At 68.3% G+C, this 20,119-nt stretch carries 12 protein-coding genes; 8 read left to right on the top strand and 4 right to left on the bottom strand.

All coding sequences use genetic code 11. The features are described from left to right. Positions 1–129: 129 nt before the first annotated feature. Positions 130–3,276, top strand: a complete 3,147-nt coding sequence (locus tag D7I44_RS06500) for an efflux RND transporter permease subunit (RefSeq protein WP_120788746.1) — start codon at positions 130–132, stop codon at positions 3,274–3,276. 81 nt (positions 3,277–3,357) lie between these two features. Here the strand turns inward: D7I44_RS06500 and D7I44_RS06495 are convergent, their stop codons facing one another. Both D7I44_RS06495 and D7I44_RS06490 read right to left on the bottom strand, forming a co-directional pair. Further along, on the bottom strand, positions 3,358–4,458 hold the full coding sequence (locus D7I44_RS06495) for an endo-1,4-beta-xylanase (RefSeq protein ID WP_181445604.1): 1,101 nt from the start codon (positions 4,456–4,458) through the stop codon (positions 3,358–3,360). A gap of 43 nt (positions 4,459–4,501) precedes the next feature. Continuing rightward, on the bottom strand, positions 4,502–5,377 hold the full coding sequence (locus D7I44_RS06490) for an alpha/beta hydrolase (protein ID WP_162940100.1): 876 nt from the start codon (positions 5,375–5,377) through the stop codon (positions 4,502–4,504). A 400-nt stretch (positions 5,378–5,777) separates the two neighbouring features. Between D7I44_RS06490 and D7I44_RS06485 the strand changes: the two genes are divergently transcribed. Then, on the top strand, positions 5,778–7,865 hold the full coding sequence (locus D7I44_RS06485; protein WP_120788744.1) for a DEAD/DEAH box helicase: 2,088 nt from the start codon (positions 5,778–5,780) through the stop codon (positions 7,863–7,865). An 81-nt stretch (positions 7,866–7,946) separates the two neighbouring features. Here D7I44_RS06485 and D7I44_RS06480 read toward each other — a convergent pair whose 3' ends face one another. Together D7I44_RS06480 and D7I44_RS06475 are read right to left on the bottom strand one after the other, a co-directional pair. After that, positions 7,947–10,652: a discoidin domain-containing protein gene (locus D7I44_RS06480; RefSeq protein ID WP_220093839.1), complete on the bottom strand. Its 2,706-nt coding sequence runs from the start codon at positions 10,650–10,652 to the stop codon at positions 7,947–7,949. 26 nt (positions 10,653–10,678) lie between these two features. Beyond that, positions 10,679–11,326 carry a TetR/AcrR family transcriptional regulator gene (locus tag D7I44_RS06475; RefSeq protein ID WP_120788742.1) on the bottom strand — a complete coding sequence of 216 codons (648 nt, stop codon included), beginning with the start codon at positions 11,324–11,326 and terminating at the stop codon, positions 10,679–10,681. A gap of 208 nt (positions 11,327–11,534) precedes the next feature. Between D7I44_RS06475 and D7I44_RS06470 the strand changes: the two genes are divergently transcribed. From D7I44_RS06470 to D7I44_RS06445, 6 genes are all read left to right on the top strand, one after another. Continuing rightward, the gene (locus D7I44_RS06470; protein WP_181445603.1) at positions 11,535–13,193 is read left to right on the top strand and encodes an ABC transporter substrate-binding protein; all 1,659 of its coding nucleotides are present in this window, start codon (positions 11,535–11,537) and stop codon (positions 13,191–13,193) included. Between the two features lie 169 nt (positions 13,194–13,362). Next, positions 13,363–14,385 carry an ABC transporter ATP-binding protein gene (locus D7I44_RS06465; protein WP_245980068.1) on the top strand — a complete coding sequence of 341 codons (1,023 nt, stop codon included), beginning with the start codon at positions 13,363–13,365 and terminating at the stop codon, positions 14,383–14,385. Beyond that, positions 14,382–15,362 (top strand): ABC transporter permease, encoded by a 981-nt coding sequence (locus D7I44_RS06460; protein WP_120788739.1) that lies wholly within the window; start codon positions 14,382–14,384, stop codon positions 15,360–15,362. The genes D7I44_RS06465 and D7I44_RS06460 overlap by 4 nt, the downstream gene beginning before the upstream one ends. Beyond that, positions 15,362–16,378, top strand: a complete 1,017-nt coding sequence (locus tag D7I44_RS06455) for an ABC transporter permease (RefSeq protein WP_120788738.1) — start codon at positions 15,362–15,364, stop codon at positions 16,376–16,378. The genes D7I44_RS06460 and D7I44_RS06455 overlap by 1 nt, the downstream gene beginning before the upstream one ends. After that, entirely contained in the window at positions 16,375–17,439 is a 1,065-nt protein-coding gene (locus D7I44_RS06450) for an ABC transporter ATP-binding protein (protein ID WP_120788737.1), read from the top strand. The genes D7I44_RS06455 and D7I44_RS06450 overlap by 4 nt, the downstream gene beginning before the upstream one ends. Before the next feature lie 89 nt (positions 17,440–17,528). Continuing rightward, entirely contained in the window at positions 17,529–20,114 is a 2,586-nt protein-coding gene (locus D7I44_RS06445; RefSeq protein WP_120788736.1) for a beta-glucosidase family protein, read from the top strand. Positions 20,115–20,119: the final 5 nt, after the last annotated feature.

Below are 20,119 nucleotides of genomic sequence, written 5' to 3'. Positions count from 1 at the left end.
ACGCGATATATCTCGAACGCTGCAGGATCAGAATAACACGATATATCGCGTTTGCAATGCCGGTTCCACCCCTGCGAGGCGGTCCCGCGCACCCAGGTGCGCGTTATCTCTCGCTGACAGGATGCACGCATGCATCGTCTCGCCGTCCTGAGCATGAAGAACCGCGCGCTCATCGCCCTCATCACGATCTGCGCCGCGGTCTTCGGAGGCTTTGCGCTGACGAATCTCAAGCAGGAACTGATCCCCTCTGTGCAGTTCCCGCAGCTCGCGATCCTGACGACGTACCCCGGCGCGAGCCCGGCGGTGGTCTCGAACGACGTCAGCACGCCGATCGAGACGGCGATCCAGGGTGTGCCGGGCCTCGATCAGACGTCGGCGGTCAGCTCGACCAACCAGTCGCTGATCACGGCGCAGTTCAATTACGGCACCAACCTCGACACGGCCGAGCAGAAGCTCAACCAGGCGATCAACCAGATCTCGTCGGCGTTGCCCGCCAACGTCACGCCCCAGGTGATCAGCGCGAGCCTCGACGATCTGCCCGTCATCCAGATCGCGGCGACCGGCACGGAAGACACGGCCAAGCTCGGCGACGACATCACGCGCCTCGTGCTGCCCGAGATCAAGAAGGTCGACGGGGTCGACGACGCCCAGCTCATCGGCCTCGCCGGCCAGCGGGTGACGATCACACCTGACAGCGCGAAGCTTGCCGCCGCCGGGCTGAGCACACAGGCGATCACGAGCGCGCTGCAGCAGAACGGCGTGCTCGTCGGCGCCGGCCAGCTCACGCAGGGCGCGCAGACGCTGACCGTGCAGGCCGGCTCGCAGCTCGGGTCGGTCGACGACATCACGGGACTGCCGCTGATTTCAGGGCAGGGGGCGGATGCCTCGGGCCGACCCGGTCTGCCGCTGGCGGCGCCCGCGGCTGTTCAGCCGAAGACCATCGGCGACGTGGCATCCGTCGCCCTTGATACCGACCCGACCACCACGCTCTCGCGCGTGAACGGCGAACCCGCGCTCACGATCGCCGTCACCAAGCTGCCAGCGGCCAACACCGTCGCGGTCTCAGACGGGGTCAAGAAGCTCATTCCCGACCTCAAGGACAAGCTCGGCGGCGACGTCAAGCTCACCACCGTGTTCGATCAGGCGCCGTTCATCACGCAGTCGATCTCGTCGCTGGCAGAAGAGGGCCTGCTCGGCCTCGGATTCGCGGTGATCGTGATCCTGGTCTTCCTGCTCTCGGTGCGGTCGACGATCGTGACCGCGATCTCGATTCCGACGAGCGTGCTCATCACCTTCATCGTGATGTGGGCGAGCGACTACACGCTGAACATCATCACGCTCGGCGGCCTGACGATCGCGATCGGGCGCGTGGTCGACGACTCGATCGTCGTCATCGAGAACATCAAGCGACATCTCGTGCCGGGCGCCGACCGGGCCGCGACTGTGGTGAAGGCCGTGCGCGAGGTGGCCGGCGCGATCACGGCGTCGACCATCACGACCGTCGCGGTGTTCGCTCCGATCGCCTTCGTCGGCGATGTCACGGGTGAGCTGTTCCGTCCGTTCGCGCTGACGGTCACGATCGCGCTGCTCGCGTCGCTGCTGGTCGCGCTCACGATCGTGCCTGTGCTCGCCTACTGGTTCGTGCGGCCCCCCAAGCTCAAGCCCGGAAGTCGCGCCGCGATCGACGAGCAGATCGAGGCGGGAAGAACCGACGAGCTCGAGCACCCGACCCGGCTGCAGCGGGGCTACCTGCCGATCATCCGGTGGACGCTGCGCCACTCCGGCGTCACCGTGCTCATCGCGGTCGGGGTGCTCGTCGGCACCGTCGCGCTCGGCCCGCTGCTCACCACGAACTTCCTCGGCGACAGCGGCCAGAACACGCTCACCGTCAACCAGACCCTGCCGCCCGGCGCGAGCCTCGACGCCAAGAACGACGCATCGAAGCCCGTCGAGAAGCTGCTGCGCGACACGAAGGGAGTCGAGATCGTGCAGACCTCGGTGGGGGGCAGCGGCAGCGCGATCGCCGACGCGTTCGGCGGCGGCGGAAGCGGCACGACCTTCTCGGTCACCACGGACGCGAGCGCAGACCAGGTCGCCCTGCAGAACACGATCAAGGACGAACTGAAGACCCTGCATGACGTCGGCACCGTGCAGCTCGCGTCGAGTCAGGGCCTCGGTGGCTCCAGCGACATCGAGATCGACGTGACGGCGCCGAACGACGAGAGTCTGCAGCAGGCATCCGACGCGCTCGTCAAGAAGCTGGACGGCTATCACTCCCTCACCCAGGTGAGCAGCGGGCTGTCGGCCGACCTGCCGTACATCGCCGTCGACGTCGACCGTGCGAAGGCCGCGCAGGCGGGCCTCACCGAGGTCGCGCTCAGCCAGCTCGTCTCGCAGTCGATGCAGCCGACGCAGATCGGCACGATCGCCATCGACCAGACGACGCTCAAGATCTACCTCGACAACCCCGATGCGCCGACGACGGTCGATCAGCTGAAGGCGCTGCAGGTGCCGACGGCGACGGGCCCCGTGGCGCTCAGCGACCTCGCCGACGTGCATCAGTCGACCGGCCCGACCAAGGTCACGACCGTCAAGGGCCAGCGCAGCGCGACGATCACGGCGACGCCCGCCAGCCAGGACCTCACCCAGGCGAACCGCGACGTCAACACCGCGCTCGCCGCGGTGCACCTGCCGACCGGTGCGACCGCGACCCTCGGCGGTGTGCAGCAGAGCCAGTCGCAGGCGTTCTCGCAGCTGGGGCTCGCGCTGCTCGCGGCGATCCTGATCGTCTACATCGTCATGGTCGCGACGTTCAAGTCGCTGCGGCAGCCGCTGCTGCTGCTCGTCTCTGTGCCGTTCGCCGCGACCGGCGCGATCCTGCTGCAGCTCGTCTCGGGCGTCCCGCTCGGCGTCGCCTCGCTCATCGGCGTGCTGATGCTGATCGGCATCGTGGTGACGAACGCGATCGTGCTCGTCGACCTCGTGAACCAATATCGAGAACGGGGGATGCCTGTGCCGGAGGCCGTCGCGCACGGAGCCTCTCGGCGTCTGCGCCCCATCCTGATGACCGCGCTCGCCACGATCTGCGCGCTCACGCCCATGGCGCTCGGCATCACGGGGCATGGCTCGTTCATCTCGCAGCCGCTCGCGATCGTGGTGATCGGCGGGCTCGTTTCGTCGACGGTGCTGACGCTGGTCGTGCTGCCGACGCTGTACAACCTCGTCGAGGGCGCGCGCGAGCGTCGGCTCGCGCGTCGCGCGGCGGTGACCAACTAGTTCCGTCCGCGCGATACGGTCGCGTCCGCGCGCTGTGTACGTGCGGACCGCGCGGCGTTGGCCGTATCGCGCGGATGGCGCTTACTTGCTGCGCGGGGGCGCGGTCTTGACGCCCTTCGCCAGCGCCTGCTGCAGCGCGACGTACTGCGGCTTCGGCTTCAGCTCATCGTCGTAGAGCGTCGCGCCGCCCTCTCCGGGGAAGTACTGCGGGATCCAGGAATCCTTGTCGTCCAAGTCCCACAGCGTGTAGGAGATGCACTGCTTCACCGCGAGGCACGCGCTCATCGAGTCGGCGAACATCGAGCTCTGAATCGTCTTGTCGATCTTGCTGACGGGGGTGCGCGCCTTCACGTCGGCCTCGGTGATCGCGACGTCGATGCCGAGCTTCGCGTACTGCGTCATGACGGTCTGCAGATCCTGCTCGGGGTCGTCGGCGTCGAGGTGCGTCTCGAAGCCGACGCCGTCGATCGGCACGCCCTGCGCGACGAGCTGCTTCACGAAGTCGTACTCGGCCTGCGACTTGAGCCCGTCGGTCTCGATGCCGTAGTCGTTGAGGAACAGCTTCGCGTCAGGGTCGGCGGCGTGCGCCCAGCGGAACGCGTCGGCGATGTAGTCGGGCCCGAGCTTCTCGATCCAGATGTTGTCGCGCAGGTTCCCGCTGTCGTCGAACGCCTCGTTCACGACATCCCACTGCCAGATCTTGCCGGTGAAGTGCGTGACCTCGTCGGTGATGTGCTTCTGCAGGATCGCGCTCAACTGGTCGGCGGTGAGGCTCGGCGCCTCGTCGGTGAGCCATTGCGGCAGCTGCGAGTACCAGACCAGATTGTGGCCGCGCACGAGCTGTCCGTGCGCCTGCGCGAAGTCGACGAGCTTGTCTGCGGCCGACCAGTCGTACTGGCCCTGCTTCGGCTCGACGACCTCCCATTTCATGGCGTTCTCGGGCGTCACGGTCGAGAACTGCTGGGCAGTGAGCTTCGCGTACGCGCTGTCCGACAGCCTGTCGGTGTCGACGGCGACGCCGACGCGCAGACCAGACTTCTCGGCGATGGTGCGCAGTGGGGCGGCGGATGCCTGCGGCGCCGTCGCCGCGGGCTGCGAAGTGCACCCCGCGAGCCCGGCGAGTGCCGCCACGGCGAGCAGGGCGACGGTGGCGCGGGCGAGGGTCTGGGCGCGGCGGTTCACGGCGGCACTCCTTCGTGCTGTCGGACGGTGGGGTCGGCCTACCCTATTCGCCGAGCTGGCGGTGCAGGAAACCGGCGATGGCCGCCTGCATGCGCGGAGTGAGCACGCCGAAGGAGTGCAGCTTGCCCTGGGTCACCTCGACGGTGACCGGCACGCCCGCTTTCTTCAGCGCGGCAGCGAACGCGTCGCCCTGCTCGCGGGGCACGAAGTCGACGGATGCCTGTCCGATGAACGTCGGCGGGGTGGCCGCGCTCACCGCGAGCAGCGGAGACGCCATCGGCGCCGACGGGCAGCGTGCGAGCGACGGGCAGTTCAGGTATCCGGTCTCATCCGCCGTCAGCCGCGGGTCCTGCCGGGCCGTCAGTTGACCAGCGGTCAGGTCCATGGGGCCCGAGAGGTCGACGAGCGCCTTCAGGCCGCTGTCGTGCGTCGCGAGCGTTGCCGCGAGGTTGCCGCCGGCAGAGCCGCCGAAGACCCCCAGGCGGGTCGGGTCGATCTCGTAGTGGCGCACGGTGGCGGGCGCGCGCAGGAAGCGCAGCGCGGCGAGCGCGTCGTCGGGCTGCGCGGGGTAGCGCGCCGTCGGCCAGAGGCGGTAGTCGATGTTGAAGGTGACGAAGCCGGACTTGGCGAGCCACTCGCACGTGTCCTGCACTGTCGACTTGTCGCCGGAATGCCAGCCGCCGCCGTGAATCAGCAGAACCGCGGGGCGCGGCTTCCCGGTCGCGGTCGGAGCGCAGACATCCAGCTGCTGCGCACGGTCGGCGGTGCCGGCGTAGGGCACGTCGGCTGTGACGACGACCCCGGCCGGCGCGGCGCTGTGCGCCACCGCCGCGGGGGCGGCATGCGCGCCGGCTGCGGTCGGCGCTGCATCCGTCGCAGAGCATGCCGCGAGCGCGGCGGTCAGCGCGAGTGCTGACATGGCGGCGAGGGCGCGCCCCCGATTGCGGAGACGGTGCCACGCCGGTGAGAAGTGCGTGGCCACTGGTGGCGTCTCCCGTTGCTGTGTAACCCGCAGATCATAAGCACGGGTGGGCGGGTAGTTGGGACACCCGTTTGGGGCCTACGGCCGCGTGCGCGGGTGAAACGGCAGTTCCGCGGGCGATCTTCCGCCCGCGGACGCGACGTTTCACCCGCGCACGCCGCGCGGCGGGCTCTCAGGCCGGTGCCGTAGCCTGGTCAGGTCGGCTTTCTGATGTGCCCAGTGTGGGCAACCCAAAGTATGTATGTCAGAGGCGCCGGTAGGAGCGATTCGTGCTCCCGGACCTCGTCGCAGAGCGGGCTCTGACTCATGCACAACTTCAGAAAGCAGTGGCTTCTCCATGCCCAAGAACGAGAAGCGCGGTGGCAGCCGCGCGCCCAAGAACTTCGAGCCGAATTCCTCCTATTCGCGTGCCAAGAAGCCGAAGCCCGGCTCGCGCAGCCCCGGCCACCGCGGGTACAAGCCCGAGTCCGAGTCGGATGCCCCGCAGAAGAAGACCCGCTGGTCGTCCGAGACGCGCGTTGCGCGCGGCCACTCGGCCGACCGTCGCGAGTCCGACCGCCCGCAGCGCTTCGAACGGCTCGATCGTTTCGACCGCGAGCGCGAGCACAATCGGGGTGAGCGCCGCTTCGACCGCGCGAACCCCGAGCGTCGCGACCGCGACGAGCGTGCGCCGCGCAGCTTCGACGACCGCCCCGCGCGTGGCTTCGATCGGGACGACCGCGGCTCGCGTCGTTTCGGCCGCGATGACCGCGCACCGCGCCGTTCTGACGACCGGCCCGCGCGCAGCTTCGATCGGGACGACCGGCCCGCGCGCAGCTTCGATCGGGACGACCGCGCTCCGCGCCGTTTCGATCGGGATGACCGCCCTGCGCGCAGCTTCGACCGCAGCGATCGCCCGGCTCGTGATTTCGATCGCACCGATCGTCCCGCGCGCCGTTTCGACGGCGACCAGCGCCCCGCCCGCCGCTTCGAGAACAACGAGCGCTTCGACCGCGGTGAGCGCCGCTTCGAACGCTCCAACCGCTTCGAGCGCGACCGCACCGACCGCCCGCGTCATTTCGACCGTGACGACCGCAGCCCGCGCCGCTTCGAGCAGAGCGACCGTCCGCGTCGCGACAGCCGCACCTCCGACTTCTATGGCGACGCCCAGAAGAAGGCTTCGTTCACCCCGCAGGACGACGTCGTGCTCGAGCGTCTGACCGCCCAGGCGACCCAGGCCGGCGACGTCGAGGGCACGACCTTCGCAGATCTCGGCCTCGGCCAGGGCATCGTGCGCGCACTGGGCGACATGGGCGCCGAGAGCCCGTTCCCGATCCAGGCGGCGACGATCCCCGACGTGCTCGCCGGCCGCGACGTGCTCGGCCGCGGGCGCACCGGCTCCGGCAAGACCATCGCCTTCGGCGCGCCCGTGGTCGAGGGGCTGCTGCGTTCAGGCTCGGCGGAGATCCAGTCGGGCAAGCGCAGCAAGCGCCAGTTCGGTCGCGCGCCTCGCGCGTTGATCCTCGCGCCGACGCGCGAGCTCGCTCTGCAGATCGACCGCACGGTGCAGCCGATCGCCCGCTCCGTCGGCCTCTTCACGACCCAGATCTACGGCGGCGTTCCGCAGCGCTCGCAGGTCGTCGCGCTCGAGCGCGGCGTCGACATCGTCATCGGCACCCCCGGTCGCATCCTCGATCTTCTCGAGCAGGGCCGCCTCGACCTCTCCGAGGTGCGTGTGACGGTGCTCGACGAGGCGGACCACATGTGCGACCTCGGCTTCCTCGAGCCGGTGCAGACGATCCTGCGCCACACGGCCGACGGCGGCCAGAAGCTGCTCTTCTCTGCGACCCTCGACACCGGTGTGGCGGCGCTCGTCAACGAGTTCCTGATCGACCCGGCCGTTCACGAGGTCGCCGGCGAGGACCAGGCCTCGGGCACCATCGAGCACCGTGTGCTCGTCATCGACCACCGCGAGAAGCTCGAGGTCATCCGCGAGCTCGTCGACCGCGGCGGGAAGACGCTGGTCTTCACGCGCACGCGCAGCTACGCGGAGGACGTCGCGAACGGCCTCGAGGACGAAGGCATCGCGGCCGTCGCTCTGCACGGCGACCTCAACCAGGCCAAGCGCACGCGCAACCTCGAGAAGCTCACGAAGGGCCGTGTGAATGTTCTGGTCGCGACGGACGTCGCCGCCCGCGGCATCCACGTCGATGACATCGATCTCGTGATCCAGGCGGACGCGCCCGACGAGTACAAGACCTACCTGCACCGCTCGGGCCGCACTGGCCGCGCCGGGAAGACGGGCACGGTCGTGATGCTCACGTCGCGCGGCCGCACGCGCCGCATCGAGGGCCTGCTCGAGCGCGCCGAGATCACCGCGGAGTGGTCGGAGGTGCGTCCCGGCGATGTGCTGCTCGCCGACCTCGCGAACGGCACCGCCGAGTAGCAATCGAGGCGAGCGCGGGTGAAACGCCGTGTCCGCGGGAGGAGTTTCTCCCGCGGAACGGTCGTTTCACCCGCGCAGGCGTTACTTCGCCGAGATCGAGCCCGGCGCCGACGCGTTCCCGGCCTGGTCGAGGGCGAGGTAGTCGAGCACGTCGGCACCGCTGATACGGACCGGGTGCGTGTACGGCTGCCAGCCTGACTGCGGGCCGAGCGGCCCGTCGTCGATGCGGTACAGGACCGTCACCGGTGCGGCGAAGTCATCCGTCGCCGTCAGCGTGACGAACCCGTTCCTGGCCAGCGTCGCGGTGACCACTGGCGGCGTCTTGTCCGCCCCGGGGTAGGCCGCGAGGTAGGCGGTCTCGACCGCGTTCGCGTCCTCCCCGGCAGCAGCCAGACGCACCCCGGCGCCGGCGCCGTCGATCACGTGCGTGATCGAGCCGTTGCCGTTGAGGAAGCGCGTCACCATGTCGACGAACTGCACCCCCGACCGCGTCGGCGCCTGGATCGCGGAATCCTCGACGATGTCCAGCCCCTGGTTGAAATAGGAGTAGACGCCGAGGCCGTACGCGGTGTGCGTGCGCACCGAGTCGGCGACCCGGTACGACGCATAGCCGTTGCGGGATGCCCCACCTGAGCGGTCCGTCCAGGCGGCCTGGTTCGGCACGTCGTAGGGCAGCTCGCTCTGATAGAAGACCGTCGTGCCGCCTTCGCCGTTCCACACCACCTGGTTCTTCTGGTAGTGCTCGACGAACAGCCCGAGCGCGGTCACGTCGTCGCCGTTGACCTCGAGGCCGGTGTTCGCGGTGTTCTGCGTCCACCCGACCCCGGCGCCGTGGTCGGCGCGCCACGACCAGATGTCATCGAGGATGACGTGGTCGCTGTTCACGACGATCGCCGTGTCCGTCTTGCCCGGCTCGGCCCCGCCGACGCGCACGAACACGTCGATGAGCGTTGTCGGGTCGCTGGCGGATGCCGGGCTGTGCCCGTTCCCGTGGCTGTCGCCGATCTCGATGAGCGACGGCGAGAGCTTCGCCCCGGCGTCGACGGTGATGCCGGAGATCACGACGCCGTTGACGTCCGAGGTCTGCAGCGCTGCCTTGCCGTTCGTCGGAACGAGGGTCGGCAGGCCGAGGCCGAGCACGACGGTGTCGGGCCGGGTCACCTGGATCGCCTGCGCGTACCGGTACTCGCCCGGTGTGAGCAGCAGGTTCTTGCCGGAGGCCAGCGCCTGGTTGATCTTCTGCACCGAGTCGCTTGGGCGTGCGATGAAGAACGAGCTGATGGGCAGGGAGCGGCCGGCTGAGGCATCCGTCGACCAGTTCACACCGCTCGTGTTCGTACCGGCCTTGGGCACGAACACCTTGTACTGGTTGCCGGTGACATAGAGGAACGGAGCGTCCCGCGTATCGGGCGTCGTCGGCAGCGTCGTGTACGGCGGAGTCGGGAACGACTGGGCCGGGGCGCCCTGCACACCGCTGAAGGTCATGTTCCAGACGCTGCCGTTCCACGAGCCGATCGACGAATCGCGGGTGTACCACTGCTGCTGCGAGCCCGAGATCACCTGGCCGGAAACCTTCGAGTTGGCGAGGTAGCCGCCGCTCGAGTAGCCGCCGTAGGCCGGGAACAGCGAGAGGTTGCCGGCGACGTCGACGCGGCGCAGCGGCGCGGCCTGCGAGACCGCCCAGGTCAGCTGGCCCGCGGGTGCGTTGCCCTCGGGGAAGTTGCCGCCAACGGCGCCGGGGAAGTCGCTCGCGTTGTAGTTCGCGCTCGCGATGTCGGCATCGGTCGCCTTCTGGATCGGGTTGATCTTCACGTTCGACAGCGAACGCCAGAAGTTGGTCAGCGCGCTCTCACCGCCGGCCCACGGCATCGCCTGGTGGCTCGCCTGGCCGTCGGAGTGGATCGCACCGTTCAGCGTGACGTCGTCGGGCGACGCGCCGAGGCCGGCCACCTGCTCGTAGTAGCCAACGGCGCCGTTGACAAGGTCGGCGTACGAGCCGGTGTCACCGTCGATGTACTGCTGGAAGGTGGCGTTCGAGCCGTCGGTTCCGTCGGCGCAGCCGTAGGTGCCCGGCAGGAAGAGCACGGCGTGACGGTTCGTTGAGAACTCGCCCTCGCCACCCGCGGCCGCGAGCGCCTGGTTGATCTTGGAGACCGGCCAGCTCGGGTCGATGATCGTCACGTTCGACCCGAAGCCCGGGTTGGTCGGCACCTTGCCGCCCGTCGTGCCACCCGCGCACGCCTTCGGCTGCAACGCCTGGTCGTTGCCGTCGGGCCCGGTCGTGTACACGTTGAGGTCGAACAGCGAGTATCCGTAGGGCAGCAGCCGCGACGTGCCGGTGACCCGCAGGAATCGGCCGCTCACCGGCTGGTCGAACGTGACGGTGTGCACACCGGCCGTGGCGTTCGTGCCGCTGTAGACCTGGGTGAAGTCCTGGCTGTTTTGCGAGGTCGAGATGGTGAAGTCCTTCGCCCCCGCCGCCTCCCAGTTGAGCGTCACCGAGCAGATGCCCTGGCTCGAGCCGAGGTCCACCTGGATCCATTCAGGGTCGTGCCCCTGCGCGCTCTCCCATCGGGTTCCCGAGTTGCCGTCGACAGCGTTCGCCGCGACGTTGCTGCCGTTCACACTCGATGCGGTGGCGACCTTGCCCGCGGCGACATCGGTCGTGCCGCAGGTGGTCGGGTCTGCTTGTGCGGCGGATGCCGCGAGGCCGACTCCTGACGCAACGAGCAATGCCGCTGCGAGTAGAGCCGTCCCCTTGATGCGCGTGCGAGCGCGAGGTTTCACGCTGTTCTCCTTTGAACTGCGATTGGTCAGAGGGGCTGCGCAGCCCCTCTCAGCCAGGCGATGAGCCCGACGATCGTGGCCTCGACGGCCTCCGGCATGTCGACGGTCTCGTCGTGCAGCCATTGCACCTGGAGCCCGTCCATGACGGCGATGGTGGCGGAGGCGGCGGCGAGCAGCCGCTCCTCCGTGGTGCCTTCTGGCGCGACGGTTGCGTAGGCGTCCGCGATCATTCGGCGCAGGCCGTCGAATCGGCTGCGAAAGAACGCGGCGGCTGGGTGCGAATCGGTGACCGACTCGGCCGAGAGCACCGCGTACGCCTGCACAAGGCCTGCCCGCGTCAGGTTCAGCCGCACCGTTCCGAGCATGTGGCGAAGCAACTCGTCGCCGGTCGGCGCCTGATGGCGCTCCAGGTGGGCGACGTCTTCGTCGTCGCGGTACTCGAGCACGGCGATCAGCAGATTGTCCTTCGACCCGAAATGGTGAAGGACGCCGGCATGGGTCATGCCGGCGAGCTCCGCGATCTCGATCAGCGAGCCCTTGTTGTAGCCCTTGGCACCGAAGACCGTGGTCGCGGCCGAGAGGATACGACGCCGGGTCTCGGCCGTCCTGGCCTGTGGCTTCTGCACCCGATCCGCGGCAGCTGCGACGCGCGGTTCGGGCGAGAAGGAACTCATAGTGGGGATCCTCCCACTTCTGCGGCGCTCGTTACGGAAACGTGATGGAAAAGACTTACTGACACGTTAGTAAGTATCGCTAGAGTCGGAACGCGGGTCAACGCCGATCGCTGCGAAGGTGTCGGACGGCCCGCGGCCCCACCACTGATTCGGGCGCACGCCGCCCACGTTTCCGCTCTGCAAGGAGGCATTGACTGTGAAACGCCCCATGAGGTTGGCCGCACTCGCCCTCGGCGTGATCGCTGCCGCATCACTCGCCCTGACGGGCTGCTCGTCGAGCGGCTCGACCGGCTCAGCGTCTGGCGGAGGCTCGCACGCCCTCACCATCGGCATGCCGAACGGCCCCCAGACCAACAATTCGAATCCGTTCCTGAACACCTCTGCCGCTCGCTCGCTCGGCTACGCCTTCGCGATCTACGAGCCGCTCGCCCAGGTCAACGACACCCGCCCGGCGAACAAGCCGGTGCCGTGGCTCGCCAAGTCCTGGGAGTGGAACACCGACTACACCCAGCTCAAGCTCACGGCTCGCGACGGCGTGAAATGGTCGGATGGCAAGCCGTTCACCGCTGCGGACATCGCCTACTCGCTGCAGTTGCGCAAGGACAACCCGGCGCTCAACTCAGAGGGCCTGCCCTACGGTGACATCACGACCGACGGCGACACGGTCACGGTCAACTTCACCACGGGCCAATTTGTGAACCAGATCAAGGCGCTGCAGCTGTTCATCGTTCCCGAGCACATTTGGAAGAACATCAGCGACCCCACGAAGGACCTCAACCAGAAGCCAGTAGGCACCGGCCCCTACGTGCTCAAGAGCTGGACGAACCAGGCTGTCACCCTGGACGCGAACAAAGACTACTGGGGCGGGAAGCTCGCCGTTCCCGAGCTTCGGTACACCTCGTACTCCGGCAACGACACCTTGACCACGGCGCTGGCGACCGGTGCGGCGCAATGGGGCTGGACCTTCATTGCCGACTACCAGAACGTCTACGAAGCCAAGGACAAGGCGAACAACCACGCGTTCTTCCCTGCCGGCCTCGGCATCGACGCGCTGTATCTCAACACGCAGACGGCACCGTTCAACGACGTGGCGGTGCGCAAGGCCCTGAGCCTGGCCGTCGACCGCGAGAAGGAGAGCAAGGTCGCTGAATCCGGTATCTTCCCGGAGCTGACCAACGTCACCGGCATACCCACGCCGGCAGGGGAGTCGTTCATCGACTCTGAGTACAAGGGTCAGAACTACAAGGTCGACGTGGCCGGCGCCAAGAAGGTGCTGACGGATGCAGGGTACAGCTACGACGGCGACCAGCTGATCGGCAAAGACGGAAAGCCGGTCACGTTCACGCTGCAAGACCCGGCCGGCTGGAACGACTATGACAGCGGGCTTCAGCTGATCGCGGACTCGGCCAAGCAGATCGGCATCACCGCCAAGGTTGAGACACCGACCGCGGACGCATGGACCGCCGCGGTCAACACCGGTGACTTCCAGGCGACCCTGCATTGGACCAACGCCGGAGTCACCCCGTGGGAGATGTACTCGAACATCTTCGACCCCGCGTACTACGTGGCTCCCGGCAAGGACGCGGTGTGGAATTACGGCCGCTACCAGAATCCTGACGCCGCGGCGGCCTTCAAGGAGTACACGGACGCGACGGACGACGCAGGGCGCCAGGCAGCGCTCGCCAAGATCGAGAAGATCTTCGTCGACGACGTGCCCGCGATTGCGATGGATGCGCGCCCTGCAGGCGCCGAATACTCGTCGAAGTACTACACGGGGTGGCCGTCTGACGACAACGCATACGCCAACCCGCAGCCGACGGTGGCCAATGTGGCGTACATCCTGACCAAGCTCAAGCCGGCCAACTGACGCCACGCGTGCGCGGGGTCGGCACTACCGCCCCCGCGCACGCCCTCGACCAGAAAAGAGCGAATCCGTGACGACGACGCACGAGCCGCCCGCCCCCGCGGCGGATAACTCCACGAGAGAAGCCGGAGGGGCCGTACTCGCTGCAGCTGGCCTGACCAAGCATTTCGCCGTGCGCGGGCTGGGTGCCCGCGGCGCGGTCGTGCACGCTGTCGACGACCTGGATCTGGAGTTGCACGCGGGCGAGGTGGTCGCCCTGGTTGGTGAGTCGGGCTCCGGCAAGTCCACGGTGGCACGCCTGCTCGCGCGCCTGTACCCGCAGACCCGCGGGGAGGTGCTGCTTCGCGGCCGGCGGGTCACAGCCCAACGGGGCAGGGCCTTCCGCGGCTACGCCCGCCGGGTGCAGATGATTTTCCAGGACCCGTTCGCATCGCTCAATCCGGTGCACACCGTCCGCTACGTGCTGACCAGGGCTTTGCGAATCCACCGGCACGCTCTGCGCGGAACCGAGCTCGAGCAGGAGCTTGCCGAGCTGCTCGACCAAGTGCAACTGAACCCTGAGCGGTACCTCGACAAGTACCCGCATGAGCTCTCCGGTGGCCAGCGGCAGCGTGTCGTCATCGCGCGGTCTCTCGCCGCAAACCCCGAAGTGCTGCTCGCAGATGAGCCGATCTCCATGCTCGACGTCTCGATCCGCGTCGGCATCCTCAATCTGCTGCGCGACCTGCGCGACCGCTTCGGCATCGCGCTCCTCTACATCACGCATGACATCGCATCCGCGCGCTACTTCGCCGACCGCATCAACGTGATGTACGCCGGTCGCGTCGTCGAGAGCGGCGACAGCGAGTCCGTCACACAGGACCCGGCGCACCCCTACACGCAGTTGCTCATCAACTCTGCCCCTGACCCAGACCGCTTCATCGACCGTGGCCCGACAGGAGCGCATGGTGAGCCGCCCAGCATGGTGCGGCCGCCGGAAGGCTGTCGCTTCCGCCCACGGTGCCCGTTTGCCACGAGCCTGTGTGAGACGCTGCCGCCGCTCGCCCAGGTCGCGCCGGGGCGACGGGTCGCCTGCTGGGGCTACGCAGACGCGTCCGCTGAGACGCGGGCGCTCGTTCCTGCCGGCGCCGAGATTCCGCAGCTCGGCGATGCGCGTGCGATGCTGACCGTCCCGGCCGAGGGGGCGGCCGAATGAAGTTCTTCATCCGTCGACTGGTCTTCTATGTCGTCACCGCGTGGGCCGCGGTGACGATCAACTTCTTCATCCCGCGCATCATCCCGGGAGACCCCGTTCAGTCGCTCATCAACAAATTCCATGGCCAGCTGTCGACGAGCGCGATCCATTCGCTCTATGTGCTGTTCGGCCTCGACAAACACACCAGCCTCTGGCAGCAATACCTGCAGTACTGGGGGCAGCTCTTCCATGGCAACCTCGGACTGTCCTTTGCCTTCTTCCCGACTCCGGTCTCAGAGGTGATCGGTCAGGCGCTGCCGTGGACGATCGGACTGGTCGGCGTCGCCACTTTGATCTCGGTCGTGCTGGGGACCCTCGCCGGCACCTTCATCGGCTGGCGGCGTGGCAGTTGGCTCGACGGGATCCTGCCCGTCACGACCTTCTTCTCATCGGTGCCCTACTTCTGGCTGGGGCTCATCGTGATCGCGATCTTTGCGGTCACCTGGCAGGTCTTCCCCGCCGGCGGCGGGTATGACGGCGGTCTCGTGCCCTCGTTGAGCTTCGAGTTCATCGGCTCGGTGCTGTACCACGCCGTGCTGCCGGGCATCACGGTGGTGCTCTCATCGATCGCCGGGTGGATCCTCGGAATGCGGAACATGATGGTCACGGTCACCAGCGAGGACTATGTGACGGTCGCGCAGGCGAAGGGCCTGCCCGAGCGCGTTGTGATGTTCGGGTACGCGGCGCGGAACGCGATCCTGCCTCAGGTTTCGGGCTTCGCGCTCTCGCTCGGGTTCGTCGTCTCGGGAACGCTCGTGATGGAGCTCGTCTTCTCGTACCCCGGCATCGGCTACTCGCTCTTCCAGGCGATCGGCGCAAAGGACTACCCACTGATGCAGGGCGTCTTCCTGGTCATCACCATCTCGGTGCTGATTGCGAACGTCATCGCCGACGCCGTCTACGTCTTCCTCGACCCGCGTACTCGTCAGGAGGCCTGATGTCAACCGCACCCGCTCTCGTGCCGGAGGCCACGCTGGCCGCGGAGGAGGCAACGCCGCCCGTCCGCCAGGCCGCACGCTTCCCGTCGCTGCGGAACGGCAAAGCCGTCACCGGGCTCATCATCCTCGCTGTGTTCGTGGTGCTCGCCGTGGTCGGCCCGTGGATCGCTCCTCATGATCCGAACAAGATCACCACCGAACTCCTCGCTCACCCGAGCGCAGCGCACCCGCTGGGCACCGACCACCTCGGCCGCGACATCCTGTCGCAGTTGCTCGTGGGCACCCGCGGGGTGATGATCGTCGGCCTGCTCGCAGGAGTGTTGGCAACCGCGCTCGCGGTGCTGGTCGGCGTGAGCGCCGGATTCCTCGGCGGCATCGCCGACGAGATCCTCTCCGCACTCGCCAACATCTTCCTCGTCATCCCGGCTCTGCCGCTGATCATCATCGTGACGGGCCAGGTGCCTGATGCCGGGAACATCCTGATCGCCGTCGTGCTCGCGTTCACCGGCTGGGCGTGGGGCGCACGAGTGCTGCGATCGCAGACGCTGTCTCTGCGTGGCCGCGACTTCATCGAGGCCGCGCGGGCGAATGGTGAGTCCACGTGGCGCATCGTCTGGTTCGAGACTCTGCCGAACCTCACCGCGATCATCGCGTCGAGTTTCATCTCGACGGTGACGTTCGCCGTGCTGACTCAAACCACGCTCGCCTTCATCGGCGTGACGTCGTCGTCCGATTGGAGTTGGGGAACCGTGCTGTACTGGGCGCAATCGAACCAGGCGCTGGCTCGCGGTGCGTGGTGGTGGTTCGTGCCGGCAGGTTTGCTTATCGCATTGCTCGGCATGGCCCTCACGCTCATCAACTTCGGCATCGACGAGTTCGTGAACCCGCGTCTGCGCGCGGCGGGTCTCAGTGCGCGAGCGCTGCGCCGTCGAGGCATCCGCCCCCGCATCGGGTTCACCGCTGTCGACCGGGCCGCCTACGCGGCGCCGACTTCGACCGAGGAGGTCTCCGCATGACCCAATCCAGCACGGCGACCGATGCGCCGGTCCTCGAGATCCGGGGGCTGAAGGCCGACTACGGCTATGGCGAAAACCGGGTGCACGCGCTCCGTGGGGTGGATCTCACCCTGCACGAGGGCGAGGTGCTCGGGCTGGCGGGTGAGTCCGGCTGTGGCAAGTCGACCCTGGTCTACGCAGCCACGCGCTTGCTGCCGCCCCCTGGGCTCATCTCGGGCGGCCGAGTGATGTACCACCCGCGCGACGGCGAGCCCGTCGACCTTCTGCAACTCGGCGACCGAGAGCTGCGTGCCAATCGCTGGGAGGACACGGCGCTCGTATTCCAGGGCGCGATGAACTCCTTGAACCCCGTCTACCGTATCGGCCGCCAGATCACCGACGCCATCAGCGCGCATCGGCCCGACTGGGGACGCGCCCGCCGAGAGGAGCGGGCCCGCGAGCTTATGACCCTTGTGGGCATCGATCCCGCTCGCCTGCGCGACTTCCCGCATCAGCTCTCCGGCGGCATGCGGCAGCGCGTCATGATCGCGATGGCGCTCGCGCTCGAACCGCGTGTTCTCATCATGGACGAGCCCACTACCGCCCTTGACGTTGTGATGCAGCGCCAGATCGTCGAGGAGATCGTCGAGCTGCGCAAGAAACTGGGCTTCGCAGTCGTCTTCATCACGCACGATGTGTCGCTGCTGATCGAGATCGCGGATCGCATCGCGATCATGTACGCCGGTGAGATCGTCGAAGAAGGCACAGCGGAGTCGCTCTACCGCGCCCCGCGGCACCCGTACACGCAGGGACTGCTGCGGTCATTCCCGCCGCTGCACGGTCCGCGACGCGCGATGACCGGGATCGCGGGGTCGCCGCCCGACCTGCAGGCGCTACCGGCCGGCTGTCGCTACGCGCCGCGATGCCCCTTTGTGATGGACCGCTGCCGCACTGATGTCCCGGCGCTCACCCCGACGGACGTGCCGGACGACGGCCCCGAACGCCGCGTGGCGTGCTGGCTGCATTCCGACCCTGACGTGCGCGTTCCGGTCGAACTGGGGATGTCTGCCCTCCGATTCTGATCGCCATCGGGCCGTCCTCTACGAACTCGACCGGTTAATGTGTAACCGGCCCATCGGCGCTCGGCGCCCCTCAACAACTTGGAGTATCCGTGCCGTCGCTCGAAGAGAAGGTCCGCCTGCTGACCGGTGAGACCTCATTCACCACCTATGCGGTCGAAAGCCTCGGCGTCGAGCCGATGGCGCTCAGTGACGGCCCCATCGGCATCCGTGGCGTCGCCGACCCGCCGCCGGTCGCCGCGCAGCTGCCCAACCCGACCGCGGTCGCGGCGACGTGGGATCTCGAGCTCACCGCGCGCCTCGGCACGTTGATCGGGCACGAGGCGAAGCGCCTCGGCATCGACGTGGTGCTCGCGCCGATCGTGAACATCCAGCGGACGCCGGTCGGCGGCCGTCACTTCGAGACCTACAGCGAAGACCCCGCGTTGACCGTCGACACGATGGTCGCGTTCGTGAAGGCAGTGCAGGCCGAGGGCGTCGGCGTGTGCGTCAAGCACTTCGTCGGCAACGAGTCGGAGACCGAGCGCACCGAATACCTGGCGCGGATTCCCGAACAGGCTCTGCGCGAGGTGTACCTCGCCCCGTTTGAGGCCGCGGTCAAAAAGGCGGGCGCGTGGTCGATCATGGCCGCCTACAACCGCGTCGAGGCAGGCGGCGAGATCGCGCAGGCCACCGATCACGGATACCTGATCAACGACGTGCTCAAGGGCGAGTGGGGCTTCGACGGCGTCGTCGTCTCAGACTGGCTCGCGACGAAGACCACGATCGAGTCGGCCCTCGGCGGGCTCGACCTCGTGATGCCTGGCCCCGGCGGCCCGTGGGAGCAGAAGCTGCTCGCCGCCGTCGCTACGGGCGACGTGCCGGAGTCAGTCATCGACGACAAGGTCGTGCGCCTGCTGAGACTGGCGAAGCGCGTCGGCAAGCTCCACGATCCCGCCGCAGAAGAGCCCCGCTCGCTGAAGAGCGCAGAAGGCGCGTCTCGAGCCGAGCCGCGTGAGGGCGATGGTCTCGAGACGTCCCAGGCGTCGAACGCTCGACCAGCGGAGGCGGCGGCGCTGCTGCGGGAAGCCGTCGCGCGAGCATCCGTCGTGCTGCGCAATGAGAGCGAGCTGCTGCCGCTCGACCCGGCAGAGGTCTCGAGAATCGCGCTGATCGGACCGAACGCCGTCGAGCCGTTCGTGCAGGGCGGCGGCAGCGCGTTCGTCAACGCGCCGTACCTCGTCACTCCCGAGGCAGGCCTGCGCGAGGCGTTCCCCGACGCCGAGGTGACGGTCCACCGCGGCGTGGCATCGCGCCGCTTCGCGCACGTGATCGACCCGGAGCTCGTGACGACGGCCGATGGCACGCCGGGCTATACCCTCGAGCTCCTCGACGCCGACGGCGGCGCGGTCGGCGAGCCCCAGGTGATCGCCGCGAGCGAGGGCTGGAACCGCGGCATCGTCGCGGGCGCGCAGGCGGCGCGCGTGACCGCTCGCGTGACGCTCGGCGAGCCGGGTGCGCATCGGGTCGAGGTGGGTCTGGTCGGCATCCACACGGCGTGGTTCGACGGCGAGCTCGTCAGCGAATCCGGCGATTTCGCCGACTCCAACGTGATCCTGAACTCGTCGGCCAACCACCCCGCCGGCCCGAGCGCCGTGTTCGAGGTGGCAGAGGGCGAGACCCGGGTCGTCGAGATCTCGGTCGAATGCCAGGTGGTGGATGCCGGTGCGTACAGCCGCTTCGTGCGGTTCGAACTGCGGCACGACTCCGAGGTGGCGCCAGCGAATTCGGTGGCCACGACGGCGAATTCGCGGGTTCGCCCAGCGGGGACGGGCGAACAGACAAGCACCGACGATGTCGACCTCGAGGCGGCCATCGCCGCGGCATCCGCCGCCGACGTCGCGGTCGTGATCATCGGCACCAATGAAGAGGTCGAGTCAGAGGGCTGGGACCGGCAGAGCCTCGCGCTGCCCGGCCGGCAGGACGAGCTCGTGCGCCGCGTCGCCGCCGCGAACCCCCGCACGGTCGTGGTCGTGAACGCGGGCGCTCCCGTGATCCTGCCGTGGCTCGACGAGGTGCCCGCGACGCTGTGGTGGTGGCTGCCCGGGCAGGAGGCCGGCAACGGCCTCGCCGACGCGCTCACCGGTGCGACCGAGCCGAGCGGGCGCCTGCCCTGGACGCTGCCCGCAGCCGAGGCGGACGTCCCGGTCCCGCACGCTCTGCCGGTCGACGGGGTCGTCGAGTACACAGAGGGCGTGCACGTCGGCTATCGCGGCTGGGAGCGGCTCGGCCGGGTGCCCGCGCGTCCCTTCGGGTTCGGCCTCGGCTATTCGGTGTGGAAGCTCGGCGTTCCGATCGCCGCAGAGGAGTGGGGCGCGGACGACGCCCTGCCCGTCACCGTCGCGCTGACCAACGACGGCGAGCGTGATGCGCGTGGCGTCGTGCAGTTCTATCTGTCGGGTCCGAGGGATGGCGACGGCGATGGCGGCTGGGACCGACCAGCCCGGTGGCTGGTGGGCCACGCCGCGCAGGAGGTGCTCGCGGGCCGGGTCGTGGCCGTCACGCTGCGCATCCCGCGCCGTGCCTTCCAGGTGTGGAGCGTCGCCGCTCAGCAGTGGATCACGCCGTCGGGCGTCTACACGATCCGCGCGGCGTCCGACGCCCGCGACCCGGGCCAGACGGTGACGATCACGCTGTAAGGGCG

The sequence above is a fragment of the Gryllotalpicola protaetiae genome (assembly GCF_003627055.1).
Taxonomy (GTDB): domain Bacteria; phylum Actinomycetota; class Actinomycetes; order Actinomycetales; family Microbacteriaceae; genus Gryllotalpicola; species Gryllotalpicola protaetiae.
The sequence above is the reverse complement of the archived record's forward strand: the minus strand, read 5'-3'. Positions and strand labels throughout refer to the sequence as shown.

Bases quoted from the DNA above. Each gene is read 5' to 3' on its own strand.
- D7I44_RS06450 (WP_120788737.1), top strand. From the start codon at position 16,375: ATGACCCAATCCAGCACGGCGACCGATGCGCCGGTCCTCGAGATCCGG.
- D7I44_RS06485 (WP_120788744.1), top strand. From the start codon at position 5,778: ATGCCCAAGAACGAGAAGCGCGGTGGCAGCCGCGCGCCCAAGAACTTC.
- D7I44_RS06455 (WP_120788738.1), top strand. From the start codon at position 15,362: ATGTCAACCGCACCCGCTCTCGTGCCGGAGGCCACGCTGGCCGCGGAG.
- D7I44_RS06470 (WP_181445603.1), top strand. From the start codon at position 11,535: ATGAGGTTGGCCGCACTCGCCCTCGGCGTGATCGCTGCCGCATCACTC.
- D7I44_RS06490 (WP_162940100.1), bottom strand. From the start codon at position 5,377: ATGTCAGCACTCGCGCTGACCGCCGCGCTCGCGGCATGCTCTGCGACG.
- D7I44_RS06460 (WP_120788739.1), top strand. From the start codon at position 14,382: ATGAAGTTCTTCATCCGTCGACTGGTCTTCTATGTCGTCACCGCGTGG.
- D7I44_RS06475 (WP_120788742.1), bottom strand. From the start codon at position 11,326: ATGAGTTCCTTCTCGCCCGAACCGCGCGTCGCAGCTGCCGCGGATCGG.
- D7I44_RS06500 (WP_120788746.1), top strand. From the start codon at position 130: ATGCATCGTCTCGCCGTCCTGAGCATGAAGAACCGCGCGCTCATCGCC.